Raw genomic sequence first — 21,532 nt, 5'->3', positions numbered from 1 at the left:
CGTGGGAGCGGCCCTTGGCCGCGAAAATCGAAGCCACGGTCGGTTCCCCCTTCACCATCCACAATCCAGTCATCATCAACCCCCTCACCGCAGGTGCCCTTCAAAGTTGCTCGGCGGATCATCCGGATCGATGGGCTGTGGGTCCAGCCAGGCCACCGTACGTTGATGCGGGTCGAAATAGCGCCGCGCCACCTCCTGCACCTGCTCGGCCGTGACCGCGCGCACCCGCTCGGCGAAGCGCTCACCCTCTTCCCAGGACAACCCCACGCTCTCCAGCATGCCCAGCTGCATGGCCTGCCCCTGGATGGAATCCCGGCGGTACACGTCCCGCGCCACCACCTGGGCCTTCACCCGCTCCAGTTCAGACGCACTGACGGGTTCGTCCTTGAGCCGTTCCAGGGCCTCAATCAGGGCCTGCTCCACCTCGTCCCGATCCGCATCGGAAGAAGGCGTGGCGCTCACCATGAACAGGTTGTCCAGACGCGAAAACGGCGTGTAACTCACCCCGGCGGAGGCCACCAACTCCCGCTCCCGTTCCAGTTCACGGGGGATGCGGGCACTTTCACCGCCGTCCAGCACACCGGAAGCCACCAGTAGGGCATAAGGCTCCCAGGATGCCTCGGCAGTGAGCAGCACCGGCACCTTGTAGCCCATGAGCAATTGCGGCACCCGTGCCGGTGCCTTGACGGTGATGCGCCGCTCACCCAGCTGGCGGGCCTCGGTGCGGGATTTCACCTCGGGCAACGCCTGGGCGGGGATATCGCCGAAATGGGCCTTGGCCATCTCATGCACGTGATCCGGGTCCACGTCCCCCACCACCACCAGGAGGGCATTGTTGGGGGCATACCAGCGCTCGTACCAGTCGCGCATATCCGCCACGGTGTATTCGTCGATATCCACCATCCAGCCGATCACCGGCATGCCATAGGGGCTGTTGAGCCAAGCGGTGGCATTGAAATGCTCCCGGGTGAGGGCATTGGGGTTGTCCTCGGTACGCAGGCGGCGCTCCTCGCGCACCACCCGCATCTCCTGGACGAACGCATCCTCGGGGAGGGCCAGGTTCTGCATGCGGTCCGCCTCCAGTTCCAGGGCCCGGTCCAGATGCCGGGCGGCCAGTTGCTGGAAGTAGGCCGTGTAATCGCGGCTGGTAAAGGCATTCTCCCGGCCCCCCAACTCGGCGATGATGCGTGAGAACTCTCCCGCCGGATGGGCCTCCGTGCCCTTGAACATCATGTGTTCCAGGGCATGGGAGACCCCGGTGATGCCCCCATGCTCATGGCTTGCACCCACCCGATACCACACCATGGACGACACCACGGGCGCTCGGGTGTCGGGGCGCACCAGCACCTTCATGCCATTGTCCAATTCGTATTCAAAGACGTCGCTCCCCGACCCGGCCAGCGCAGGGCCGGTGCCGAACAGGAGCAATGCAAGGCAAAGCAGCAGGGCTTTCTGTTTCATTTCGGCGGACGTTCCTCAGTGGTAGGATGTGGCAACTTGATCACCGTAGACCTTCTCAACCCATGTTCGGTTTCAGAAAGAAGAAAAAGCCCGAGGAGCCCACCCAGGCCCCCAAGCCTTCCGAGGCCCCCAAGACCTCGGAAGACAACGCGACCTTCGAGGCTCTGGAGATCATTGAGGCCCCCGAGGGTATCAGGTCTCCCAGGCGGGACAAGGCCAGCCCTGCGCCCAAGGATGCGCCCAGGGACGCCCCCAAGGTCCAACCACCCCAGCCCCCGAAGGCACCCGAGCCCAAGCCTGCGGAGGCCAAGGCCCCGGCCCCCCCGGCGACCGACAAACCGTGGGAGCGGCCCTCGCCCGCGAAGCCAGAACCCGACAAGGCCCCCGAGCCCAAGCCCGCGGAAGCCAAGGCCCCGGCCCCCCCGGCGGCCGACAAACCGTGGGAGCAGCCCTCGGCCGCGAAGCCAGAACCCGACAAGACCCCCGCCGACCAGGAAGCCCCCCCCGCCAGCAAGGCCGGCCTCTTCTCCCGCCTGCGCAAGGGCCTGTCCAAGACCTCCTCCACCCTCACCGATGGCATGGCCGGTCTGGTCATGGGCAAGAAGGCCATCGACGATGAACTGCTGGAAGAGCTGGAAACCCGCCTGCTGATGGCCGATGTGGGCATCGAGGCCACCGAGGAGATCCTGGACAACCTGACCTCCCGTGTCGCCCGCAAGGAGCTCAAGGACGCCGAGGCCCTGGTCAAGGCCCTGGAAGCCGCCATGGTGGATGTGCTCCAACCCGTGCAGGAACCCCTGCAGATCGACCGTGATCACAAGCCCTACGTCATCCTGGTGCTGGGCATCAACGGCTCGGGCAAGACCACCACCATCGGCAAGCTCACCCACCGCCTGCGCTCCCAGGGCCTCTCGGTGATGCTGGCCGCGGGCGACACCTTCCGCGCTGCCGCCGTGGAGCAGCTACAGACCTGGGGTGAGCGAAACCAGGCCCCGGTAATCTCCCAGGGCAAGGGCGCCGATTCCGCCTCGGTGATCTACGATGGCCTGCAGGCCGCCAAGGCCCGCGGCATGGATGTGCTCATCGCCGACACCGCCGGTCGCCTGCACACCCAGAGCAATCTCATGGATGAACTCAAGAAGGTGAAACGGGTGATACAGCGCCTGGAGCCGGAGGCCCCTCATGAAGTCCTCCTGGTGGTGGATGGTGGCACCGGTCAGAACGCCCTCAACCAGGCCCAGGACTTCGACCTGGCCATGGGCGTCACCGGCATTGCCGTCACCAAGCTGGACGGCACCGCCAAGGGCGGCATCCTGTTTGCCATGGCCCAGAAGGTGGGCATCCCGGTGCGCTTCATCGGCGTGGGGGAGAGCATCGAGGACCTGCGCGAGTTCGACGCCAGGGACTTTGCCCGGGCACTGCTGTCGGATGGCGCTCAAAAGGAGTGACGGCGCCCCTGGCGCCATCCCCAATCCATGATCCACCTGAAAAACGTCACCAAACGCTATCCCACCGGCCATGAGGCCCTGTCCCGCATCAATCTCAAGCTGGACAAGGGCGCCATGGCCTTTCTCACTGGCCACTCCGGCGCCGGCAAGAGCACCCTGCTCAAACTGATCGCCCTGATCGAGCGGCCCACCCGCGGCCGACTGATCGTCAACGATCAGGACCTGGCGGGGATGGCCCCCCGGCAAGTCCCTTACTTTCGCCGTCAGATCGGCATCATCTTCCAGGATCACCACCTGCTGCATGACCGCAGCGTCTTCGACAATGTGGCCCTGCCCCTGGTCATCCAGGGCTACCGGCAGCACGAGATCGCCCGTCGCGCCCGGGCCGCCCTGGACCGGGTGGGCCTGCTGCACAAGGAAGGCGCTGCCCCCATCACCCTCTCCAGTGGAGAGCAACAGCGGGTGGGCATCGCCCGGGCCGTGGTGCACAAGCCCGCCATCCTGCTGGCCGACGAACCCACCGGCAATCTGGACCCGGAACTGTCCCGGGAGATCATGGAGCTGTTCATCCGTTTCAATCAGGTAGGCACCACCGTGATGATCGCCAGCCACGACCTGGAACTCATCTCCAGTCTGGGCAAGCCCATGGTGCGGCTGCACGAGGGGCATCTGCAGCGCGAACGTGCACCGGAGTCCGCATGAGATCGCGCCGTCGCCTCAGCCAGCCCACCATGCACGCCCGCTTCCAGGCCTATGGCGTCAATCATCTGCGGGCCCTGGTGCTGAGTCTGGGCAAGCTTTATCGGGCACCGTTTTCCAGCGTACTCACCCTGCTGGTGATTGCCATCGCACTCACCCTGCCCAGCCTCCTCTATCTCATCCTGGGTAACCTGCAACAGGTCACGCCCCAGTGGGACCGCACGGCGCAGATCTCCGTCTTTCTGGAAGCCTCCGTGACGGATGACCAGGTTCCTGCCCTGGCCGGCCGCCTGGCGCAACGATCCGACGTGGCCGCCGCCGAGGGGATCACCCGCGAGCAGGCCCTGGAGGAATTCCGTACCCATTCCGGGTTTGGCGATGCCGTGGACGCCCTGGGGGAAAACCCGTTGCCGGCCGTCATCCTGGTCACTCCGGCCCTGAACACCCAGTCGCCGAACGACCTGGAAGCCCTGGTGGCCGCCCTCAACCAACTCCCCGAGGTGGAAAGTGCCGACATGGACATGCAATGGGTACAACGCCTGTACGCCATCATGGACACGCTGGAGCGCACCACCGAGATTCTGGCACTGCTATTGGGTCTCGGGGTCATCCTGGTGGTGGGTAATACCATTCGCCTGGATATCCAGAACCGGCGTGAGGAGATCGAGGTGGCCAAACTGGTGGGCGCCACCGATGCCTTCATTCGCCGTCCGTTCCTGTACGGCGGCTTCTGGCTGGGCCTGGGCGGCGCCCTCACCGCCCTGCTCATTGTGACCCTCACCCGCATCCTCCTGGCCCACCCGGTCCAGGATCTGGCCGCCCTCTACGGCGGCCAGTTCGGCATCCAGGGCCTCACCGCCACAGACAGCCTCATCCTCCTGGCCACCGGCGCCATCCTCGGCCTGGCCGGCTCCTGGGTCACCGTAGGCCGCCACCTGCGGGACATCGAGCCATCCTAGGGCGGGAAAAGGGGACGGGGAAAAAAGGGGACGGACACCTTTTCTGAGCGCGCCGCTGGCGCGCGGAAAAGGTGTCCGTCCCCTTTTTTCCCCGTCCCCTTTTTGCTTCGAGGGTTGAATATTAGAAAACAATAATTCGATAATGAACGCCTGGGCGCACAGGGGGAGGCGACCCAGCCTCTGCCTGGTGCCGCCCGCGCAACTCAAATGAATGCATTTTGGGAGTGATCTGATGAAACAAACCCTGTTTCAGGAAAAGTACCCGGTTTTCTACTTTGAAGTGAACAAGTCCGAGACCACGTTTCAGTCGGTCCCGGAGATCCTGGCCTATTTCAAGGAAAAGGTGGACGCACACCCGGTCGCCCAATACATCGGGGAATTCGACCACTACAGTCACACCAAGCAATTCGAGGACGGGGAGATTGCTCCCGAGATACTGGACGCCCAGCACATCCTGTTCTGCTTTGGCGTCAAGCTCCCCACCCCCCGCGCCATGGCCGTTCGCCCCCGATCCATCGGCGTATGCGAGATGGCGGATCGTTTCGTCATCGATTTCCTTGAGGCCCCCATGCCATTGGCCAACAACGCCATGGAAGAGTGGACCAAGGCAGTCTGCAACAAATAACCCCAAAAACGGGGACAGATTTATTTTTTGCGCTGCAACAACCCACCATTGACCCGGTCGGCCTGCCCATTTTTGCCCAGGAACTCCACCCCCCTTAGCACTCCAACGGCTAGACTGCTAAAATCACGGCATTCCGGTAGGAATGGGGAGGACGCCAACAATGAACACCGCGCTAGTCGCCACGAAAGACAACCTGGCCGTACCGGTCGGCAACCTGGAGAGCTACGTCCAGGCGGTCAACCAGTTGCCCGTGCTGGAGGCCGAAGATGAAAAGGCCCTGGCCCGTCGCCTGCGCGACCACCAGGATCTGGAGGCCGCGCGCACACTGGTCATGCACAACCTGAGGTTTGTGGTGCATATCGCACGTGGCTACTCAGGCTATGGACTCGGGCTGGGAGATCTCATCCAGGAAGGCAACATCGGCCTGATGAAGGCGGTGAAGCGCTTTGATCCGGAGATGAACGTCCGGCTGATCTCCTTCGCTGTCCACTGGATCCGGGCCGAGATCCATGAATTCGTGCTGCGCAACTGGCGTATCGTCAAGGTGGCCACCACCAAGGCTCAGCGCAAGCTGTTCTTCAACCTGCGTAGCGCCAAGCAGCGCCTGGGCTGGTTCAATCAAAATGAAGTGGAGACAGTCGCCCGGGACCTGGGCGTCACCCCGCGCGAAGTCATGGAGATGGAATCGCGCATGGCCGGTCAGGATATGAGTTTCGACCCGGAACCCCAGGATGACGACACCCACTACCTGCCCCCCTCCGCGTCCCTGACCGACCACAACGACGACCCGGCCCAGGCCCTGGAACGCAGCGACTGGGACAGCTACCATCACGCCCGCCTGCAACAGGCGCTTGAGACCCTGGACGATCGCAGCCGCCAGATCCTTGCCCGCCGCTGGCTGGCCGAGGACAAGGCCACACTGCACGAACTGGCCGCCGAATACAGCGTCTCCGCCGAGCGCATCCGGCAACTGGAAAACAACGCCATCGGCAAGCTACGCAAGGCGATGGCAGCGTAACCAGCCTCGCAAAAAGGGGGCGGGAAAAGGTGTCCGTCCCCTTTTCCCGCCTTTTCCGCGTCCCCTTTTTGCCCCTACCCCAGCAGAATCACCGAGAAAAAGCTCAGCCAGGCCAGGATGACCAGCGCCACTACAAAGGTCATGGCGCCGTTGTCGAAACTGAACATGGGGTGCCTGAGCACTGGCAGGCGGCGGGCTGCGGCGGCCCATTCCGATAATTTGCTGATCATCGCTTATCCTCCTCCCGGGGCTCCCGGGATACGGGATCCCGATGTGGGATCCGGGGGTCATCGTCGTCCATGAGGATCCGATGAGCCGGACCCTCCATATCGTCATACTGCCCGGCACGCACCGTCCACAGGAACGCCGCCAGAATGACCGCCATGAAGATGATCCCCAGAGGGATCAACAGATACAGAATATTCATGCGCCGTTACTCCCGCCCGTCGGACTCTGGTCACGTAACCTCAGGGCATTCACCACCACCAGCAGCGAACTCAGGGACATCCCCAGCGCCGCGATCCAGGGTGTAATCAGGCCCAGAGCCGCCACCGGTAATGCTATGGAATTGTAGCCAATGGCCCAACCGATATTCTGACGGATCACTCGCGCTGTTTCCCGGGCCTTGTCCAGGCCCGCCGGCAGCACCGCCAGTTGATCCCGGTAGAGAATCATGTCGGCGCTGGCCTGAGCCAATTGCGTGCCTCCGGCCATGGCCAGGGATACCGTGGCCCGGGAGAGTATCGGGGCATCGTTCACCCCATCGCCCACCATGGCCACCCGGGCGCCTTGCGCCTCCAGGGCTTCAAGGGCCTCCAGCTTGTCGGCGGGGGTGAGGCCGCCCCGGGCATCATCGATGCCCAGTTCCTCCGCCAAGCGCTTCACCGTCGCCAGATCATCACCCGAGAAGACATGCAGGTTCAGGCCGCGTTTCCTGAGAGCCTCCACGGTGGGCACGGCATCGGGCCGCAGCCGGTCCTCCAGGGTGAAAAGGGCCAGCGGGCCGGTTTCGTCACCCAGGGCGATGGTGGTGCCGTGTTGAGCGTGCTGCCGGGCCATCTCGAGAAGGTGGCTGCCTGCCTCGCCGCCGATCAGTTCGGCCACAAACCGGGGACTGCCGAGGCGCACCCGCTTACCCTTAACGCTCATGCATCGCGGTAGTGAGTCCCCCCAATGATTAAAGATACGCTTCAGGCCCCTCTCCCCTGCGGGGAGAGGGGTTGGGGTGAGGGGCGAGGATTGGCACAGTGCCTGCCCCCTCCCCCTCATCCCCAGCCCTTCTCCCCCGAGGGGGAGAAGGGAGTGCCTGTAGCTGAACCTTGGTTCTTTCACGTTAACCCAGCCCTCGACACCCAGGCCCGGGAAGGTCCGGGGCCCGTCATCGTCCGGTGCCTCCCCTTTCGCGGCCGAGAGCCGCTCCCACATGCCATCCCCATCAGCACCGGCCTCTGGGGCCAGAACTCCGCCCCCGTGGGAGCGGCCCTCGGCCGCGAATGTCGAAGCCTCACAAGCCCAGGCATTCACCTCATGCTCCGCCGCCTCCAGCAAAGCCCGGGCCACCGGATGCCCCGACCCCACCTCCAGCGCCGCCGCCATCCGCAGACAGGTACCACGATCCCAAGCCCCCAGCACCTCCACCCCGCGCAGACTCAACCGCCCCTCCGTCAGGGTGCCTGTCTTGTCAAACACCATGTCGGTCACGCTGGCCAGCCCCTCCAGGGCTTCACCTCGGGCCGTCAGCAGGCCGCGCCCGGTCAAGGCCCCGGTGGCCGCCGTGATCGCCGCGGGTGTGGCCAGGGCCAGGGCGCAGGGGCAACTCACCACCAGCATGGCCACCATCACCCAGAAGGCCCGGACCGGATCAATCCACCACCAGGCCAACCCCACCAGAACCGTGAGCACCAGTACGGCCCCCACGAACCACCCGGTGCCCCGTTCCGCCAGCACCGCCAGACGCGGCTTCTGGGTCTGCGCACGGTCCAGCAGACGCTGAATGGCCGAAAGCACCGTATCGGCGCCCACCTGCTCCACCTGCATCACCAGGGGACTCTCCACATTCATCGTCCCTCCGGTCAAACGATCACCGCGCCCCCGGGCTCGGGGCACACTCTCCCCCGTCAGCAGAGACTCATCCACGCTGGAGCGTCCGGATTCCACCGCACCATCCGCGGGGACCGCCTCTCCTGGGCGAACACGTACTCGATCCCCTGGGGAGAGCTCCGTCACCGACACTTGCTCTTCACCCGCCTCGGTCAGTCGTGTGGCCACCGCGGGCAACAACCGCCCAAGCGCCTCCGTGGCCTGCCCCGCCCGCTGACGCGCCGACATCTCCAGATACCGCCCGGTGAGCAGGAAGAAGACAAACATGGTCACCGACTCGAAATACACATGTTCATGACTCCCGGTGACGGTGGCCCAGACGCTGGCCAGATAGGTGGAACCGATGGCCAGCGCCACCGGCACATCCATCCCCAGCCGACGCCGCCGCACATCCCGCCAGGCCGAGGTAAAGAAACCGGCGCCCGCATACACCACCACCGGCGTGGCGATGAACAGGGCCACCCAGCGCAGGAAGCGCATCATGCCTTCCTGCCCCGGGACATCGTGCCCCAGCCACAGGGCCACGGCGATCATCATCACCTGCATCATCCCCAGCCCGGCCACCGCCAGGCGTCTCAGGGCACGATCCCGCTCCCGCTTGAACGATGCCTCCTGACGCCCGGGGTCAAACGGATGGGCCCGGTAGCCGATCTCGTGGACGGCCTGGAGGATCCGGCTCAGTTGAACCCGGCTGGCATCCCAGCGCACCCGGGCCCGATGCGTGGAATAATTCACCGAGAAATCCAGCACCCCCGGCAAGGCCTTCACATGGCGCTCACTCAACCACACACACGCAGCACAGGTGATGCCCTCCAGCATCAGCGAGGCCTCGCGCACATCCCCCTCGGCCACATGCACGAAGCCGCGCTGTACCTGCTCGGTATCGTATAGATCCAGACCTGCCAGGGGCGCCAGCGGGTCTGGTGGGCCATCGGGGGTCTCGGTGCGGTGCCGGTAATAGTCCTCCAGACCGGCCTCGACAATGGCTCCCGCCACCGCCAGACAGCCCGGGCAACAAAAGGCCCGCTCCTCCCCCAGTACCTCCCGGCGAAAATCGCTGCCCTCGGGCACTGGCAAACCGCAGTGATAACAAGACTCCCGGGTCACCCTTCCCTCACGGAGGTGACACCACGCTGTTCGTGGAGATCCTCACCACGGTATACCTGCAGCAATAGATCCCAGCGCCCCGGGGCCGGGAAGCGCAACTGCGTCTGGTACAGACCCGGCCCCACCTCACGCATCTCGAACACCTGATCCATGCGCTCATCGGACGGTCGCAGGAACTCACCCACCACCCGCGCCCGGGTGACCGGGTCGCCGTCCCGGTCGGTGACCTGCACCTGAAAGGTATTGGCACGATCCATACGGGGCGCCTCCAGCCATCCCTGATGCACCTGCCAGCCCCGCTGGGCCTGCACCTGGGCCTGCTGCATGTACTCCTGGGCCAGGGCCTGATTCTTGTGAGAGATGTGCACGGCCGTACCCGGGAAGAAGGAGGTCACCTGCTCGGCGCCACTGCGTGGCTCCGGCAGCAGACGCCCCACAAGATGGCTGGGCATGCCCTGATGAGCCACGGTCACCAGGATGCCGTTGACCGTGGCGATGACGATAAAGAACCCGATGATGGCAGCCGGCGCCCAGTGCACCCGCAGTCTGCCCGCCTTCTCCCCCCGCCCCTTCTGGGCCTCGATCTGGTTCATGATGATGCCCAGGCCGTAAGGGGTGATCACGTAGAAGGCCAGATGGATGGCAAACACATCCGCCCCGGGCCAGAAGACCACGGCGATGGGGATGAACACCAGCAGGGTGAACACCAGCACCGTCAGCGACGTTTGGTAAGCCCGCAGACGAGTGAAGCGATAGAGCACAAAGAACAGGACGATGCCGGCGAGGACGCCGAGGCTGAGGGTGAGGACTAAAGGATCCATGATGTTGTTGACCTGCTGAAAGTAGGTATCAATTCAGACACAACGCCCGCCTCCCCCCTCATCCCCGGCCCTTCTCCCCCAAGGGGAGAAGGGAGTTGATAGCCCCGCCTCCCCCTTTGGTCGGGAAGCTGATAGCCCCTCCTCCCCTTTGGTCGGGAAGTTGATAGCCCCTCTCCCGCTGGCGGGAGAGGGGTTGGGGTGAGGGGAAACACGCGCCCCTCACCTCAAAATAAACTGCGACTCCACCCGCACCACCGCCATCCCCTCCGGCTCCACCGGCACCAGCTCGAACATCAGATCCTGCTGCCGCGGCGCCCCCGCGGGCGCATCCTGACGCACCCGCGCCAGCAACGTGGTGCGCTGCTCCGGCATCAGGCTGAGGCGCTCGATGCGCCCCGTATCCAGCTCCGCGCCATCCAGCCCGCTCAGCCTCAGTTCCAGGACCACCGGGTGCTGGGACTTGTTGTGCACCTTGATCTCGTAGCTGTTCTGAATGGAGCCATCCGAGAGCTGCACGAACAAGGGCTGGCGCACCTGACTCACCGAGGCATCCAGAGGCGTCTGGTGGGCGATGCCCCACACCAGCAATACAATGATCAACACCAGAGGCGCTGCATATCCCAGGGTCTTGGGCTTGAAGTACCGCGTGCGCCGGCCCTCCAGGGCATTCTCCGAGGTGTAGCGCACCAGCCCCCGGGGCCATTTCAGGCCATCCATCACCGTATCGCAGGCATCCACGCACAGAGCACAGTGGATGCACTGGTACTGCAACCCATCGCGGATATCGATACCCACCGGGCACACCTGCACGCAATAACCACAATCGATGCAGTCGCCAACGCCCCTGGCCTGGCGCGCCTCGCGGGTGCGCAGACCCCGCATCGGTTTGGTCCGGCCCTGGGTGCCCTCCCCGCGGGCGGCGTCATAAGACACGATCAGGGTATCCCGATCAAACATCACGCTTTGAAAGCGGGCATACGGGCACATGTAGGTGCACACCTGCTCACGCAGCAAACCGGCCAGCAGGTAGGTGGTGAGGGTGAGCAACCCGGTGGTGGCATAGGCGGCAAAGGCCGCCTGACCGGTGAAGAAGGCCACGACCAGGTCCGGGGCATTGGCCCAATACAAGGTAAAAGTCAGCCCGGTGGCGAAGGCCACTGCCAGCCATAGCGCATGGGTGATCCCCTTGAGCACCAGGGCCCGGCCCCCCCCCTGGCGGTCCAGCCGCATCCGGGCCGCCCGATCCCCTTGCACCCAACGCTCGATGAGCATGAACACATCGGTCCACAGGGTCTGAAAGCAGAAATAGCCACAGAACACCCGTCCGGCAATGCCGGTTACCAGGAACAGCAGCAGAGCCAGGATGATCAGCACCGCCGCCAGCCAGAAAATATCCTGCGGGTGCACCAACAGGTCGAAGAGGTAGAAACGCCGCCCGGGGATGTCGAACAGCACGGCCTGATTGGCAGCGTGCTGACGATCCCAGCGCACCCAGGGGAGCAGGAAATAAACCCCGTAGGCCAGGGCCAGCACGCCCCATTTCAGGTTGCGGAAGCGCCCCCGGACGGTCCGGGGGTAGACGGGAATCCGGGCCTGGTACTGACTATCGGCCATGCGCGCTACTGGCCACCCCCGAACTGGTGAACATAAGTGGCCAGCACCTTGATCTCGGCATCGGAGAGACGATCACCAAAGGCCGGCATCTCCCGCTGCACACCATCATGCACCAACTGGCTGATCAAGGCGCGGCGGGCGGCGTCATCTTCGGCACCCGCCACGTCGATATTCGACCAGATATCGTTGGTGAGATCCGGAGCCCCTTGCGACCGCAAACCCGTGCCATCGGGTCGATGGCAGGTATAACACCCCCCCTCGCGGCCCTGGAAGATCTCCTCTCCCCGGGCAATCCGTTCGGCATCCCCTTCGTAACCCGCCAGGCTCAGCACATAGGCCGCCACGGCGTCCCGTTGCTGTGCGTCCAGCGCATCCCGAAAATCGGGCATGTAACCCAGCCGACCTTGAGTGATGGTCCCGGCGATGGTTTCCACCTCACCGCCCCAGTGCCAGTTATCATCCGCCAGGTTGGGATAGACCCCCATGAGCCCCGCGCCGCCCGTCTGATGGCAGGCAGCGCAGAAGTCACCAAACATCCCCTGACCATAGGAGTTCACAAAGGCCAGCTTGTCGGTGTTGCCGAGCACATCATCCAGGGTGCTGTCGTCAATCACCTGCAGGAACTCCTGCTGACGCTGTGCGGCATCGCTGTTCTGCATCTCGCGCACCAGCAGGGCACGGCTGTTCCAATGCGTGCTGCGCTCCTCACCATCCACCTCGAAGGTCACCCGGCTCAGCCCCTTGGTGAAGGTATCGGCCACCGGCCAGGCGGGATAGAGCAGCCAGTAGATCAGGGAGAAGATCACCGTGGCGTAGAAGCCCCACAGCCACCATCGGGGCAGCGGGTTGTCGTACTCGCACAGATCCCCATCCCAGGTGTGACCTGTGGTCTTCACCCCCTGGCCGGAGGCGTCTTCAGGTCTTTGTCCGGATTCGCTCATGACCGGTCCTTCCTATCTTCGTCGCGCGCTTCGGACTTCTCATCATCAAACGGTATGTAGCGGTAGGACTCGAGACGCTCCGAACGGCTGCGACTGGAAAACAGATAAATGATGATGCCCACGAAGGTGCCGAAAAACAGCAGCAACGCCACGATCTTGCTGTTGCCCAGATCCGTGATCCAAAGCCAGAGGTCTGCCACGTCAACACCCCATCATCGAAACTCGACGAAGTAACCCTCGTCGTACTCACTGAAATCCACCAGCGTACCCAGCATCTGCAGGTAGGCCACCACCGCATCCATCTCGGTGATGCGCGACGGATCACCATCAAAATTGCCACGACGCGCCTGGGCTTCCAGATTTTCCCGGGCATCATCGATGTGCAACATGCGCGCGGTCTGTTCACCAAAGCGCTCCAGGTTGGCCTGGTACTCCTCCTCGTTGACGGAATACGGCACGCCCACCTGACGCAATGAGCGCATGCGCTGCTCGATATCGTCATAAGCCAGGCCTCGACGGGCCAGCCATGGATACCCCGGCATGATGGACTCGGGCACCACCGACTTGGGCTCGATCAGGTGGCGCACATGCCACTCGTTGGAATATTTGCCGCCCACACGGGCCAGGTCCGGACCGGTGCGTTTGGACCCCCACTGGAAGGGATGGTCATACATGGACTCGGCCGCCAGGGAATAATGCCCGTAGCGCAGCATCTCGTCCCGAAAGGGTCGCACCATCTGCGAATGGCAGTTGTAACACCCCTCGCGCACGTAGATGTCCCGCCCCCGCTGTTCCAGCGGCGTGTAGGGGCGCACCCCATCCACCTCCTCCACCGTATCGTTGATGTAAAACAGGGGAACGATTTCCACCAGCCCGCCGATACTGATCACCACCAGGGTGAGGATGACCAGCAGGCCGGCATTGGTCTCGATGGTTTCGTGCTTCATCTTCATGGCTGCTCATGGCTCCCTGATCAGGCCCTGGCCGAGGCTTCGGTGCCGCCGGCCACTCGCGATTCCGCTGCCTTCTGGGCGCGGTACACGGGCATGACGGTCTTGTAGATGTTAAAGGCCATCAACAACATCCCGGCCAGGAACAACCCGCCACCCAGGGCCCGCACCACGTAGGGCTGATGCAGGAACACCACCGTCTCGATGAAGGTGTAGGACAGATTGCCGAACTCATCAAAGGCCCGCAGCATCAGCCCCTGCCCTATCCCCGCCACCCACATGGCCGTGATGTACAGCACGATGCCGATAGTGGCCAGGAAGAAGTGCACATACACCATGCGGATGCTGTAGAGCTGGGTATCCCATAGCCTCGGGATCAGGTGATACAGGGAGCCAAAGGTGATCATGGCCACCCAGCCCAGGGCCCCGGAATGCACGTGGCCCACCGTCCAGTCGGTGTAATGCGACAGCGCATTCACGCTCTTGAGGGACATCATCGGCCCCTCGAAGGTGGCCATGCCGTAGAAGGACAGGGAGGTGATCATGAACAGCATGATCGGGTCGGTGCGCAGCTTGTCCCACGCCCCGGAGAGGGTCATCACACCATTGATCATGCCGCCCCAGGAGGGCAGCAGCAGCAGGATGGAGAAGGTGGCCGACAGGGTGGTCACCCAGTCCGGCAGGGCCGTCCAGTGCAGGTGGTGCGCCCCCACCCACATGTACAGAAACACCAGGGCCCAGAAATGCACAATGGACAGCCGGTACGAATAGATGGGCCTTCCCGCCTGCTTGGGCACGAAGTAATACATCATCCCCAGGAACGCGGCAGTCAGGAAGAAACCCACCGCATTATGGCCGTACCACCACTGGGTCATGGCATCCTGAACCCCGGAGAACAGGGCATAGGATTCCAGACTGAACAGGCTCACCGGCACCGCCAGGTTATTAAAAATGTGCAAAAGGGCCGTGGCCAGGATGAAGGCCATGAAGAACCAGTTGGCCACATAGATATGCGGCTGGGTGCGGCGCAGCAGGGTCATCAGGTAGACCAGGAAATAGGCCACCCACACCACGGTGATGAGGATATCGATCTGCCAGGTGAACTCGGCATACTCCCGGCCCTGGGTAAAGCCCATCATGTAGGTGATCGCGCCCAGGAACACCGCCAGGTTCCACCCCCAGAAAGTGAACTCCGCCAGCCGCGAGCCGAAGAGCCGCGTCTGACAGGTACGCTGCACCACATAGTAGGAGGTGGCAAACAGGGCGTTACCACCAAAGCCGAAGATCACCAGGGTGGTATGCACCGGCCGGAAGCGCCCGAAGCTGATCTGGGCAATATCGAAGTTGAGGAAGGGAAACGCCAACTGCGAGGCGATATACACCCCCACGCCCATGCCCAGCACGCCCCAGACAATGGACATGATGGCAAACTTCTTGACGATGGCGTAGTTGTACTGCTCGGAGGGGGCAACCGGCGCACTCGACCGGCCTGCGTCTGCGGTACTGGACTGGGCCATGATCTGGTCTCTTATGATTCCCTTGGAAAAGGTATAGACCTTTCCGTGGAAAATTGCGACCGATCAAGGCCGCCGCCAAAACCTGACTCTAATTCAAGGAATTGACTTATGCGAACAAGGGGAATTGATGGGGGCAGAACCTCTGTTAATGGGTAAAAAGGGGACAGACCCCTTTTTACCTGAGTTCCAGCTCCCTTCTCCCCCCGGGGAGAAGGGCCGGGGATGAGGGGGAAGCGGCGGGCACCCACCTCACCCCGCCCGAATCGGAATCATCCCCTCCGGCAGCCCACTGGGCGCCGGCGCGTCCGGCACCCAGGCGTGCCCGAACACCACCTCATAACTGGCCGGCAAAAGCCCCTCCTGCCGATATTCCTCATAAGCCGTCTCCAGCGCCCGCAACCGCCCCGGCGATGTCAACCCCCTGCCCCGCCCGGACAAGGCGTTGGTCGCCCCGATCGCCTTCAGATCCCGCATCAACCCCCGCACATCCGGATACGTCACCGTCATCCTCTCCACATCCATCACCGGATCGGCAAAACCGGCCCGCACCAGGGCATCGCCGATATCGTGCATATCCATGAAGGCATTCACATGGGCGCAACCATCCACCACTTCCCAGGCACGACGCAACTCCACCAAGGTATCTGGCCCCAAGGTGGTGAACATCAACAGCCCCTGGGGCGCCAAGACCCGCCGAAACTCCGCCAGCGCCCGGTCCAGGTCATTGCACCACTGCACCGTCAGGCTGGAAAAGATCAGATCAAAGCTGGCCTCGGCAAAGGGCAGCGATTCCACATCGGCACAGACCAGCCCCGGCTTGCGCCACCAACCCGCGCCCCTGGCCGTGGCCCGCAGCATGGCAGGCGACAGATCCAGGGCCACCACCCGGCCACCCCGGTACATCCGTCGCAGGCCGCGTGCCCCCTGCCCGGTACCCGCCCCGGCATCCAGCACACGTGCCGGATCCAGCTTCACCCACTGCAAACGCTCCAGCAGCCGCGAACACACCTCCCGTTGCAAAACCGCCGCCTCATCATACGAGGCCGCCGCCTGATCAAAGGTGGCACGCACCCGCCGTTTGTCCAGGCGATAGGAGGAAGCATCAGTCATGCAAAAGGCTCCGCAGGGTCTCTTCAAAAGCATCAGGTCGGGACAGGAACGGCGCATGCCCGGCCCGCTCGATCACCGGGGTCTTCATGTCGGGCCGCAAAGCTCGCAGCGACTCACCCACGCCCGGCGGCACCAGGGTGTCATATTCGCCCAGGATGGCATGCACCGGGCAATCCAGGGCCGCCAGTTCATCGCGCAGATCCAGATGACGCAACCACACCAGCCCCTCATGCAGGGCCTGCTCCGCCGGCGGGCTGTCCAGCAACCGGGCGCGCAGTCCGCGCAAGGTATCCTGAGCATTATCCAGGCCATGAAACTGCAAGGCCAGAAAGCGGTTCAGCGTGGTGCGATAGTTGGCTGCCAACCCCTGGGCAAAGGCATCCAGCACCGGCACGCGCATGGCATGGGGCCAGTCAGGCCCCTGAACAAAGCGCGGTGTACCGGCCACCAGGATCACCTTTCCCACACATCCTGGGTGCCGCGTCGCGGCACGAATGGCCACCAGGGCACCCAGGGACCAGCCGACGAGGATCAGGGCATCGGAGCCGGGGGAATCCGCCTGAGGGATGGTCGAAGTATCCACCAACCGATCGGCCGCATCATCCAGTTCTCCCAGGCATCCCTCCCCGGCCAGTCGCCCATGTCCGGGCAAATCGACCGCCAGCACCCTCGCCTCATCCTGCAACGCCGGGATCAAGTCGTCCCAAACGCCTGCGTTGAGGCCCCAGCCATGGATCAACATCAATTTCTTTTTCATATCAGCGATCTATGTGTGTAAAAAGGGGACAGACCCCTTTTCCGCGCGCTGCGGCGCGCTTGAAAAAGGGGTCTGTCCCCTTTTTACACACCCCCGTTCGCACTATGATCCCCCCACACTCAGATTGCCCACCGGATCCCGGCCGCAAGGATACCGCTTCATCATGATCGTCCAGATTATCCTGATCATCGCCGCCTACCTGATCGGCTCCCTCTCCACTGCCATCATCACCTGCAAGCTCCTGGGCCTGCCCGACCCGCGCACTCAAGGCTCGGGCAACCCCGGCGCCACCAACGTACTGCGCTCCGGCGGCAAAAAGGCGGCCATCATCACCCTCGTGGGCGATCTGCTCAAGGGGTTGTTGCCGGTACTGATTGCTCAAGCATTCGAACTATCGGGCCTTGCACTGGCAGGGGTGGCCCTGGCCGCCTTCCTCGGACATCTATTCCCCGCCTACCACGGCTTCAAGGGCGGCAAGGGCGTGGCCACCGGACTGGGTGTCCTGCTGGGTCTGCACTGGGCGGTGGGTATCGCCGCCCTGGTCACCTGGCTGCTCGCCGCCGGCATCAGCCGCATCTCCTCCATGGGCGCCCTGGTGGCCGCCACCCTGGCCCCCATCTGGATCGCCCTCATTCTGGGTGACTTCTGGCTCACCATGACCGGCTGCGTGATGATGGCCCTGCTGTACTGGCGTCATTGGGGCAATATTCAGCGGATCCTGGCAGGGACGGAGCCAAAGATTGGTGCTAAAGGACGCTAAAAAGGGGGCGAACCGTTAAAAAGTAAAAATGGGGACAGACCCCTTTTCCGCGCGCCAACGTTAAAAAGGGGTCCGTTAAAAAGGGGTCTGTCCCCATTTTTACTAACGTTAAAAAGGGGTCCGTTAAAAAGGGGACAGACACCTTTTCCGCGCGCCAGCGGCGCGCTCAGAAAAGGTGTCTGTCCCCTTTTTAACGAACGGCGGGCACCATGCCAACCGGAAAAGGGGTCTGTCCCCTTTTTTACAACGCCTCGATCGACCATCTTGCCCGGGCCTCGATCTCCAGCCCGGCCGACTCCCCTGCCGCCAGTCGCAGCGCCCCGGCCAGGGCGATCATCGCCCCATTGTCGGTGCAGAACTCGATGCGCGGATAGAACACCGCCCCGCCTTCCGCCTCGGCCATCTGCGCCAATGCCGTGCGCAGCCGTCGGTTGGCACCCACGCCGCCGGCCACCACCAGACGACCCGCCCCCGTCTCCCGCAATGCCCGCCGACACTTGATCATCAGCGTGTCCACCACCGCATCCTCGAAAGCCCTGGACACATCTGCCGCCAGGGCATCATCCGGGGGCGTATCCCGCAACGTGGTCAAGGCATGCGTCTTCAAGCCGGAGAAACTGAAATCCAGCCCGGGCCGATCCGTCATGGGGCGCGGAAACCGGAACCGCCCCGCATCCCCCTGCTCGGCCAGCCGCGCCAGTGCCGGGCCGCCGGGGTAGCCCAGGCCCAGCAGCTTGGCCGTCTTGTCGAAGGCCTCGCCGGCGGCATCATCCAGGCTCTCCCCCAGGATGCGATACCGACCCACCGCCTGCACATCCACCAGCATGGTATGCCCACCGGACACCAGCAACGCCACAAACGGGAACTCAGGCGCCGGCTCCTCCAGCAACGGCGCCAGCAGATGCCCCTCCATGTGATGCACCCCCACCGCCGGCACCCCCCAGGCCCAGGCCAGACTGCGCCCCACCGAGGCCCCCACCAGCAGCGCCCCCAACAACCCCGGACCGGCGGTATAGGCCACCCCGTCCACCTGGGACGCACTGACTCCCGCCTCGTCCATCACCTGACGCAGCAACGGCAGCACCCGCTGCACATGGTCCCGCGAGGCCAGCTCCGGCACCACGCCGCCATACTCGGCGTGCATGGCCACCTGGCTGTGCAGCGCGTGGGCCAAAAGGCCCCGACGGGTATGGAACAAGGCCACCCCCGTCTCGTCGCAGGAGGTCTCGATGCCCAGCACGCACAGGTCCCGGGCGGGGGCGGATTCGTCGGATAACATCATTTTATGGTTCAAGGCTTTGGATTTTGACGGGAAGGCCACTATAATGCTGGATTCTCCGCCGGAGGTGGAGAGGCTTTGCCCTGAACCCGATTCTGGAACCGAACAACGGTAATGTGACCCTATGCCTCATGTACGAGTAAAAGAGAACGAACCCTTCGAGGTGGCCCTGCGCCGCTTCAAGCGCACCTGCGAAAAGGCCGGTGTGCTGACGGAAGTCCGTCGCCGCGAGTTTTACGAAAAGCCGACCGAAGTGCGCAAGCGCAAGGCTGCTGCCGCGGTCAAGCGTCAGATGAAGCGTCTATCCAAGGAAATTGGTCGTCGCGAGCGCCTGTACTAAGGCCATCCGCACAGATTCCAACCCCGCCCCCCAATCACGGGGGCGGGGTTCCATGACCCGGTCAATGCATCCCTCATAGGGCCTCGCCTCTGACCCTATCCCCGGTCGTGCGGTCGCCAACCGGCGGGCAGGTCGAGCACCGGCCCCGGTAACCGACACCCATGACCCAAACCGCCCCCCTCAAGACCCGCCTCAACGAAGACACCAAGGCTGCCATGCGCAGCGGCGACAAGGCCCGCCTGGGCACCCTGCGACTCATGCAGGCCGCCATCAAGCAACTGGAAGTGGACACCCGCAGCGACCTGGACGACGCCCAGATTCTGGCCGCGCTGGACAAGATGGTGAAGCAGCGCCGCGGATCCATCAGCCAGTACCAGAACGCCAACCGGGAAGACCTGGCCGCCAAGGAACAGGCCGAACTGGAGATCATCCAGGCCTACCTGCCCCAACAACTCTCCGAAGACGAGATCCGCGACCACATCGAGGCCGCCATCTCCGAAACCGGCGCCGAATCCCCGCGCGACATGGGCAAGGTGATGGGGGTGCTCAAGCCCAAACTGCAGGGGCGTGCGGACATGGGGGCCGTGAGTGGGCTGGTGAAGGCAAGATTGTCCTGAGCAACCTGCCCTCCGCCCCCTCATCCCCAACCCTTCTCCCCAAAGGGGAGAAGGGAGCATACCCCCAACAAAGGGGGCAGCCCCCTTTCATAGCCCCTCTCCCGCCGAGGGAGAGGGGACAAGAATTGGCCACCCACGAAGGCGTGATTACGCCCCTCTCCCGCAGGCGGGAGAGGGGTTGGGGTGAGGGCCGGAAACCACCCCGCTTGACCCAGATCGTCATTCCACCCCGCATCCATATACTCATGCAGCCAACCCTTCGTATAATCGGAGGTTTAACCCCACTGCACTGAGAACTCATGAGCCAACTGAAAAACGATCGCTTCCTCCGGGCCCTGATGCGCCAACCGGTGGACACCACCCCCGTCTGGATCATGCGCCAGGCTGGCCGGTACCTGCCGGAATACCGCGAAACCCGCGCCCGCGCCGGTAGCTTCATGGACCTGTGCCAAAACCCGGAGCTGGCCTGCGAAGTCACCATGCAGCCGCTGGATCGCTTCCCCCTGGATGCCGCCATCCTGTTCTCCGACATCCTCACCATCCCCGACGCCATGGGGCTGGGCCTGTACTTCGCCGAGGGCGAAGGCCCGCGCTTCGAGCGCCCGGTGCAGGACGCCAAGGCCATCCGCGCCCTGGGCGTGCCCGACCCGGAAGACAAGCTGCGCTATGTGATGGACGCCGTACGCCTGATCCGCAAGGAACTGGACGGTCGCGTGCCGCTCATCGGCTTCTCCGGCAGCCCCTGGACCCTGGCCACCTACATGGTGGAAGGCAGCTCCTCCAAGGACTTCGCCCTCCTCAAGGGCATGATGTTCGATGACCCGGACACCCTGCACCACCTGCTGGGCGTGCTGGCCGACACCGTCATCGCCTACCTGAACGCCCAGATTGCCGCTGGCGCCCAGGCCGTGATGGTCTTCGATACCTGGGGCGGCGCCCTCAGCCCCGAGAACTATCGCAAGTTCTCCCTGCAGTACATGCAGCGCATCGTCGACGGCCTGACCCGCGAAGCCGACGGCCGCCGAGTGCCCGTGGTGCTGTTCACCAAGGGCGGCGCCCAGTGGCTGGAAGACATGGCCGACACCGGCTGCGACGCCCTGGGCCTGGACTGGACGGTGGAAATCAACGAAGCCCGCCAGCGCGTCGGCGACCGCGTGGCCTTGCAGGGCAACATGGACCCGTCCGTGCTGTATGCCTCCCCCGAAAAGGTCCGGGAAGAGACCAAGAAGATCCTGGCCGGCTTCGGCAAGGGCAGCGGCCACGTGTTCAACCTGGGCCACGGCATCCATCCGAAGATCAATCCCGAGCATGTTGCCGCCATGGTGGAAACGGTGCATGAGGAAGGTCGGAAGTACCACGACTGAGGCTTGATGGTTGAACGTTTGGGGCAGGGGCACCGCAAGCTCCGG

The 21,532-nt window shown here is 63.8% G+C and carries 22 protein-coding genes; 9 read left to right on the top strand and 13 right to left on the bottom strand.

Features of this window, described 5'->3' with window-relative positions:
• Positions 1-84: 84 nt before the first annotated feature.
• Entirely contained in the window at positions 85-1,461 is a 1,377-nt protein-coding gene (locus LPW29_RS05685; protein ID WP_238627216.1) for a M16 family metallopeptidase, read from the bottom strand.
• 191 nt (positions 1,462-1,652) lie between these two features.
• Here LPW29_RS05685 and ftsY point away from each other — a divergent pair, with 191 nt between their 5' ends.
• From ftsY to rpoH, 5 genes are all read left to right on the top strand, one after another.
• Complete coding sequence (gene ftsY, locus LPW29_RS05680) at positions 1,653-2,909, top strand: signal recognition particle-docking protein FtsY (protein ID WP_370642815.1); 1,257 nt, start codon at positions 1,653-1,655, stop codon at positions 2,907-2,909.
• A gap of 27 nt (positions 2,910-2,936) precedes the next feature.
• Entirely contained in the window at positions 2,937-3,611 is a 675-nt protein-coding gene (ftsE, locus tag LPW29_RS05675; RefSeq protein WP_090255462.1) for a cell division ATP-binding protein FtsE, read from the top strand.
• On the top strand, positions 3,608-4,567 hold the full coding sequence (gene ftsX / locus LPW29_RS05670) for a permease-like cell division protein FtsX (RefSeq protein ID WP_238627214.1): 960 nt from the start codon (positions 3,608-3,610) through the stop codon (positions 4,565-4,567). The genes ftsE and ftsX overlap by 4 nt, the downstream gene beginning before the upstream one ends.
• 232 nt (positions 4,568-4,799) lie before the next feature.
• A complete protein-coding gene (locus tag LPW29_RS05665) occupies positions 4,800-5,192 on the top strand; it encodes a DUF6858 family protein (protein ID WP_090255518.1) in 393 nt (130 codons plus the stop codon).
• Positions 5,193-5,352: 160 nt separating this feature from the next.
• Positions 5,353-6,210 carry an RNA polymerase sigma factor RpoH gene (gene rpoH, locus LPW29_RS05660; protein ID WP_238627213.1) on the top strand — a complete coding sequence of 286 codons (858 nt, stop codon included), beginning with the start codon at positions 5,353-5,355 and terminating at the stop codon, positions 6,208-6,210.
• Between the two features lie 74 nt (positions 6,211-6,284).
• Here the strand turns inward: rpoH and LPW29_RS05655 are convergent, their stop codons facing one another.
• The 11 genes from LPW29_RS05655 to bioH form a co-directional block, all read right to left on the bottom strand.
• The gene (locus LPW29_RS05655) at positions 6,285-6,440 is read right to left on the bottom strand and encodes a hypothetical protein (RefSeq protein WP_177169980.1); all 156 of its coding nucleotides are present in this window, start codon (positions 6,438-6,440) and stop codon (positions 6,285-6,287) included.
• Entirely contained in the window at positions 6,437-6,637 is a 201-nt protein-coding gene (ccoS, locus tag LPW29_RS05650) for a cbb3-type cytochrome oxidase assembly protein CcoS (protein ID WP_238627212.1), read from the bottom strand. The genes LPW29_RS05655 and ccoS overlap by 4 nt, the downstream gene beginning before the upstream one ends.
• Positions 6,634-9,417 (bottom strand): heavy metal translocating P-type ATPase, encoded by a 2,784-nt coding sequence (locus LPW29_RS05645; RefSeq protein WP_238627211.1) that lies wholly within the window; start codon positions 9,415-9,417, stop codon positions 6,634-6,636. The genes ccoS and LPW29_RS05645 overlap by 4 nt, the downstream gene beginning before the upstream one ends.
• Positions 9,414-10,238: a FixH family protein gene (locus LPW29_RS05640; RefSeq protein WP_090255471.1), complete on the bottom strand. Its 825-nt coding sequence runs from the start codon at positions 10,236-10,238 to the stop codon at positions 9,414-9,416. Before LPW29_RS05640 ends, LPW29_RS05645 begins: the two co-directional genes overlap by 4 nt.
• 219 nt (positions 10,239-10,457) lie before the next feature.
• The gene (ccoG, locus tag LPW29_RS05635) at positions 10,458-11,852 is read right to left on the bottom strand and encodes a cytochrome c oxidase accessory protein CcoG (protein WP_238627210.1); all 1,395 of its coding nucleotides are present in this window, start codon (positions 11,850-11,852) and stop codon (positions 10,458-10,460) included.
• A gap of 5 nt (positions 11,853-11,857) precedes the next feature.
• On the bottom strand, positions 11,858-12,793 hold the full coding sequence (gene ccoP / locus LPW29_RS05630; protein ID WP_238627209.1) for a cytochrome-c oxidase, cbb3-type subunit III: 936 nt from the start codon (positions 12,791-12,793) through the stop codon (positions 11,858-11,860).
• A complete protein-coding gene (locus LPW29_RS05625; protein WP_238627208.1) occupies positions 12,790-12,993 on the bottom strand; it encodes a CcoQ/FixQ family Cbb3-type cytochrome c oxidase assembly chaperone in 204 nt (67 codons plus the stop codon). Before LPW29_RS05625 ends, ccoP begins: the two co-directional genes overlap by 4 nt.
• Before the next feature lie 12 nt (positions 12,994-13,005).
• The gene (gene ccoO / locus LPW29_RS05620; RefSeq protein ID WP_238627257.1) at positions 13,006-13,740 is read right to left on the bottom strand and encodes a cytochrome-c oxidase, cbb3-type subunit II; all 735 of its coding nucleotides are present in this window, start codon (positions 13,738-13,740) and stop codon (positions 13,006-13,008) included.
• A 26-nt stretch (positions 13,741-13,766) separates the two neighbouring features.
• A complete protein-coding gene (gene ccoN / locus LPW29_RS05615) occupies positions 13,767-15,260 on the bottom strand; it encodes a cytochrome-c oxidase, cbb3-type subunit I (RefSeq protein WP_238627207.1) in 1,494 nt (497 codons plus the stop codon).
• Positions 15,261-15,509: 249 nt separating this feature from the next.
• A complete protein-coding gene (bioC, locus tag LPW29_RS05610; protein WP_238627206.1) occupies positions 15,510-16,370 on the bottom strand; it encodes a malonyl-ACP O-methyltransferase BioC in 861 nt (286 codons plus the stop codon).
• Positions 16,363-17,127, bottom strand: coding sequence for a pimeloyl-ACP methyl ester esterase BioH (gene bioH / locus LPW29_RS05605; RefSeq protein WP_238627205.1), 765 nt, complete (start codon positions 17,125-17,127; stop codon positions 16,363-16,365). Before bioH ends, bioC begins: the two co-directional genes overlap by 8 nt.
• Before the next feature lie 163 nt (positions 17,128-17,290).
• On the opposite strand from bioH, the gene plsY reads away from it, so the two are divergent.
• A complete protein-coding gene (gene plsY, locus LPW29_RS05600) occupies positions 17,291-17,887 on the top strand; it encodes a glycerol-3-phosphate 1-O-acyltransferase PlsY (RefSeq protein ID WP_238627204.1) in 597 nt (198 codons plus the stop codon).
• Positions 17,888-18,128: 241 nt separating this feature from the next.
• Here the strand turns inward: plsY and tsaD are convergent, their stop codons facing one another.
• On the bottom strand, positions 18,129-19,133 hold the full coding sequence (tsaD, locus tag LPW29_RS05595) for a tRNA (adenosine(37)-N6)-threonylcarbamoyltransferase complex transferase subunit TsaD (protein WP_238627256.1): 1,005 nt from the start codon (positions 19,131-19,133) through the stop codon (positions 18,129-18,131).
• Between the two features lie 157 nt (positions 19,134-19,290).
• Between tsaD and rpsU the strand changes: the two genes are divergently transcribed.
• From rpsU to hemE, 3 genes are all read left to right on the top strand, one after another.
• Positions 19,291-19,506 carry a 30S ribosomal protein S21 gene (gene rpsU / locus LPW29_RS05590; protein WP_025282869.1) on the top strand — a complete coding sequence of 72 codons (216 nt, stop codon included), beginning with the start codon at positions 19,291-19,293 and terminating at the stop codon, positions 19,504-19,506.
• A 161-nt stretch (positions 19,507-19,667) separates the two neighbouring features.
• Positions 19,668-20,123, top strand: coding sequence for a GatB/YqeY domain-containing protein (locus tag LPW29_RS05585; protein WP_238627203.1), 456 nt, complete (start codon positions 19,668-19,670; stop codon positions 20,121-20,123).
• 299 nt (positions 20,124-20,422) lie between these two features.
• Positions 20,423-21,487: a uroporphyrinogen decarboxylase gene (hemE, locus tag LPW29_RS05580; RefSeq protein ID WP_090255490.1), complete on the top strand. Its 1,065-nt coding sequence runs from the start codon at positions 20,423-20,425 to the stop codon at positions 21,485-21,487.
• Positions 21,488-21,532: the final 45 nt, after the last annotated feature.

It is taken from the genome of Ectothiorhodospira sp. 9100 (assembly GCF_022227565.1).
GTDB lineage: Bacteria > Pseudomonadota > Gammaproteobacteria > Ectothiorhodospirales > Ectothiorhodospiraceae > Ectothiorhodospira > Ectothiorhodospira marina.
This window is presented reverse-complemented; position numbering and strand designations above follow the sequence as displayed.

Bases quoted from the DNA above. Each gene is read 5' to 3' on its own strand.
- plsY (WP_238627204.1), top strand. From the start codon at position 17,291: ATGATCGTCCAGATTATCCTGATCATCGCCGCCTACCTGATCGGCTCC.
- LPW29_RS05655 (WP_177169980.1), bottom strand. From the start codon at position 6,440: ATGATCAGCAAATTATCGGAATGGGCCGCCGCAGCCCGCCGCCTGCCA.
- bioC (WP_238627206.1), bottom strand. From the start codon at position 16,370: ATGACTGATGCTTCCTCCTATCGCCTGGACAAACGGCGGGTGCGTGCC.
- LPW29_RS05665 (WP_090255518.1), top strand. From the start codon at position 4,800: ATGAAACAAACCCTGTTTCAGGAAAAGTACCCGGTTTTCTACTTTGAA.
- rpsU (WP_025282869.1), top strand. From the start codon at position 19,291: ATGCCTCATGTACGAGTAAAAGAGAACGAACCCTTCGAGGTGGCCCTG.
- hemE (WP_090255490.1), top strand. From the start codon at position 20,423: ATGAGCCAACTGAAAAACGATCGCTTCCTCCGGGCCCTGATGCGCCAA.
- bioH (WP_238627205.1), bottom strand. From the start codon at position 17,127: ATGAAAAAGAAATTGATGTTGATCCATGGCTGGGGCCTCAACGCAGGC.
- ccoN (WP_238627207.1), bottom strand. From the start codon at position 15,260: ATGGCCCAGTCCAGTACCGCAGACGCAGGCCGGTCGAGTGCGCCGGTT.
- LPW29_RS05685 (WP_238627216.1), bottom strand. From the start codon at position 1,461: ATGAAACAGAAAGCCCTGCTGCTTTGCCTTGCATTGCTCCTGTTCGGC.
- ftsE (WP_090255462.1), top strand. From the start codon at position 2,937: ATGATCCACCTGAAAAACGTCACCAAACGCTATCCCACCGGCCATGAG.
- ftsX (WP_238627214.1), top strand. From the start codon at position 3,608: ATGAGATCGCGCCGTCGCCTCAGCCAGCCCACCATGCACGCCCGCTTC.
- LPW29_RS05585 (WP_238627203.1), top strand. From the start codon at position 19,668: ATGACCCAAACCGCCCCCCTCAAGACCCGCCTCAACGAAGACACCAAG.
- ccoS (WP_238627212.1), bottom strand. From the start codon at position 6,637: ATGAATATTCTGTATCTGTTGATCCCTCTGGGGATCATCTTCATGGCG.
- ccoP (WP_238627209.1), bottom strand. From the start codon at position 12,793: ATGAGCGAATCCGGACAAAGACCTGAAGACGCCTCCGGCCAGGGGGTG.
- ccoG (WP_238627210.1), bottom strand. From the start codon at position 11,852: ATGGCCGATAGTCAGTACCAGGCCCGGATTCCCGTCTACCCCCGGACC.
- rpoH (WP_238627213.1), top strand. From the start codon at position 5,353: ATGAACACCGCGCTAGTCGCCACGAAAGACAACCTGGCCGTACCGGTC.
- ccoO (WP_238627257.1), bottom strand. From the start codon at position 13,740: ATGAAGCACGAAACCATCGAGACCAATGCCGGCCTGCTGGTCATCCTC.
- LPW29_RS05640 (WP_090255471.1), bottom strand. From the start codon at position 10,238: ATGGATCCTTTAGTCCTCACCCTCAGCCTCGGCGTCCTCGCCGGCATC.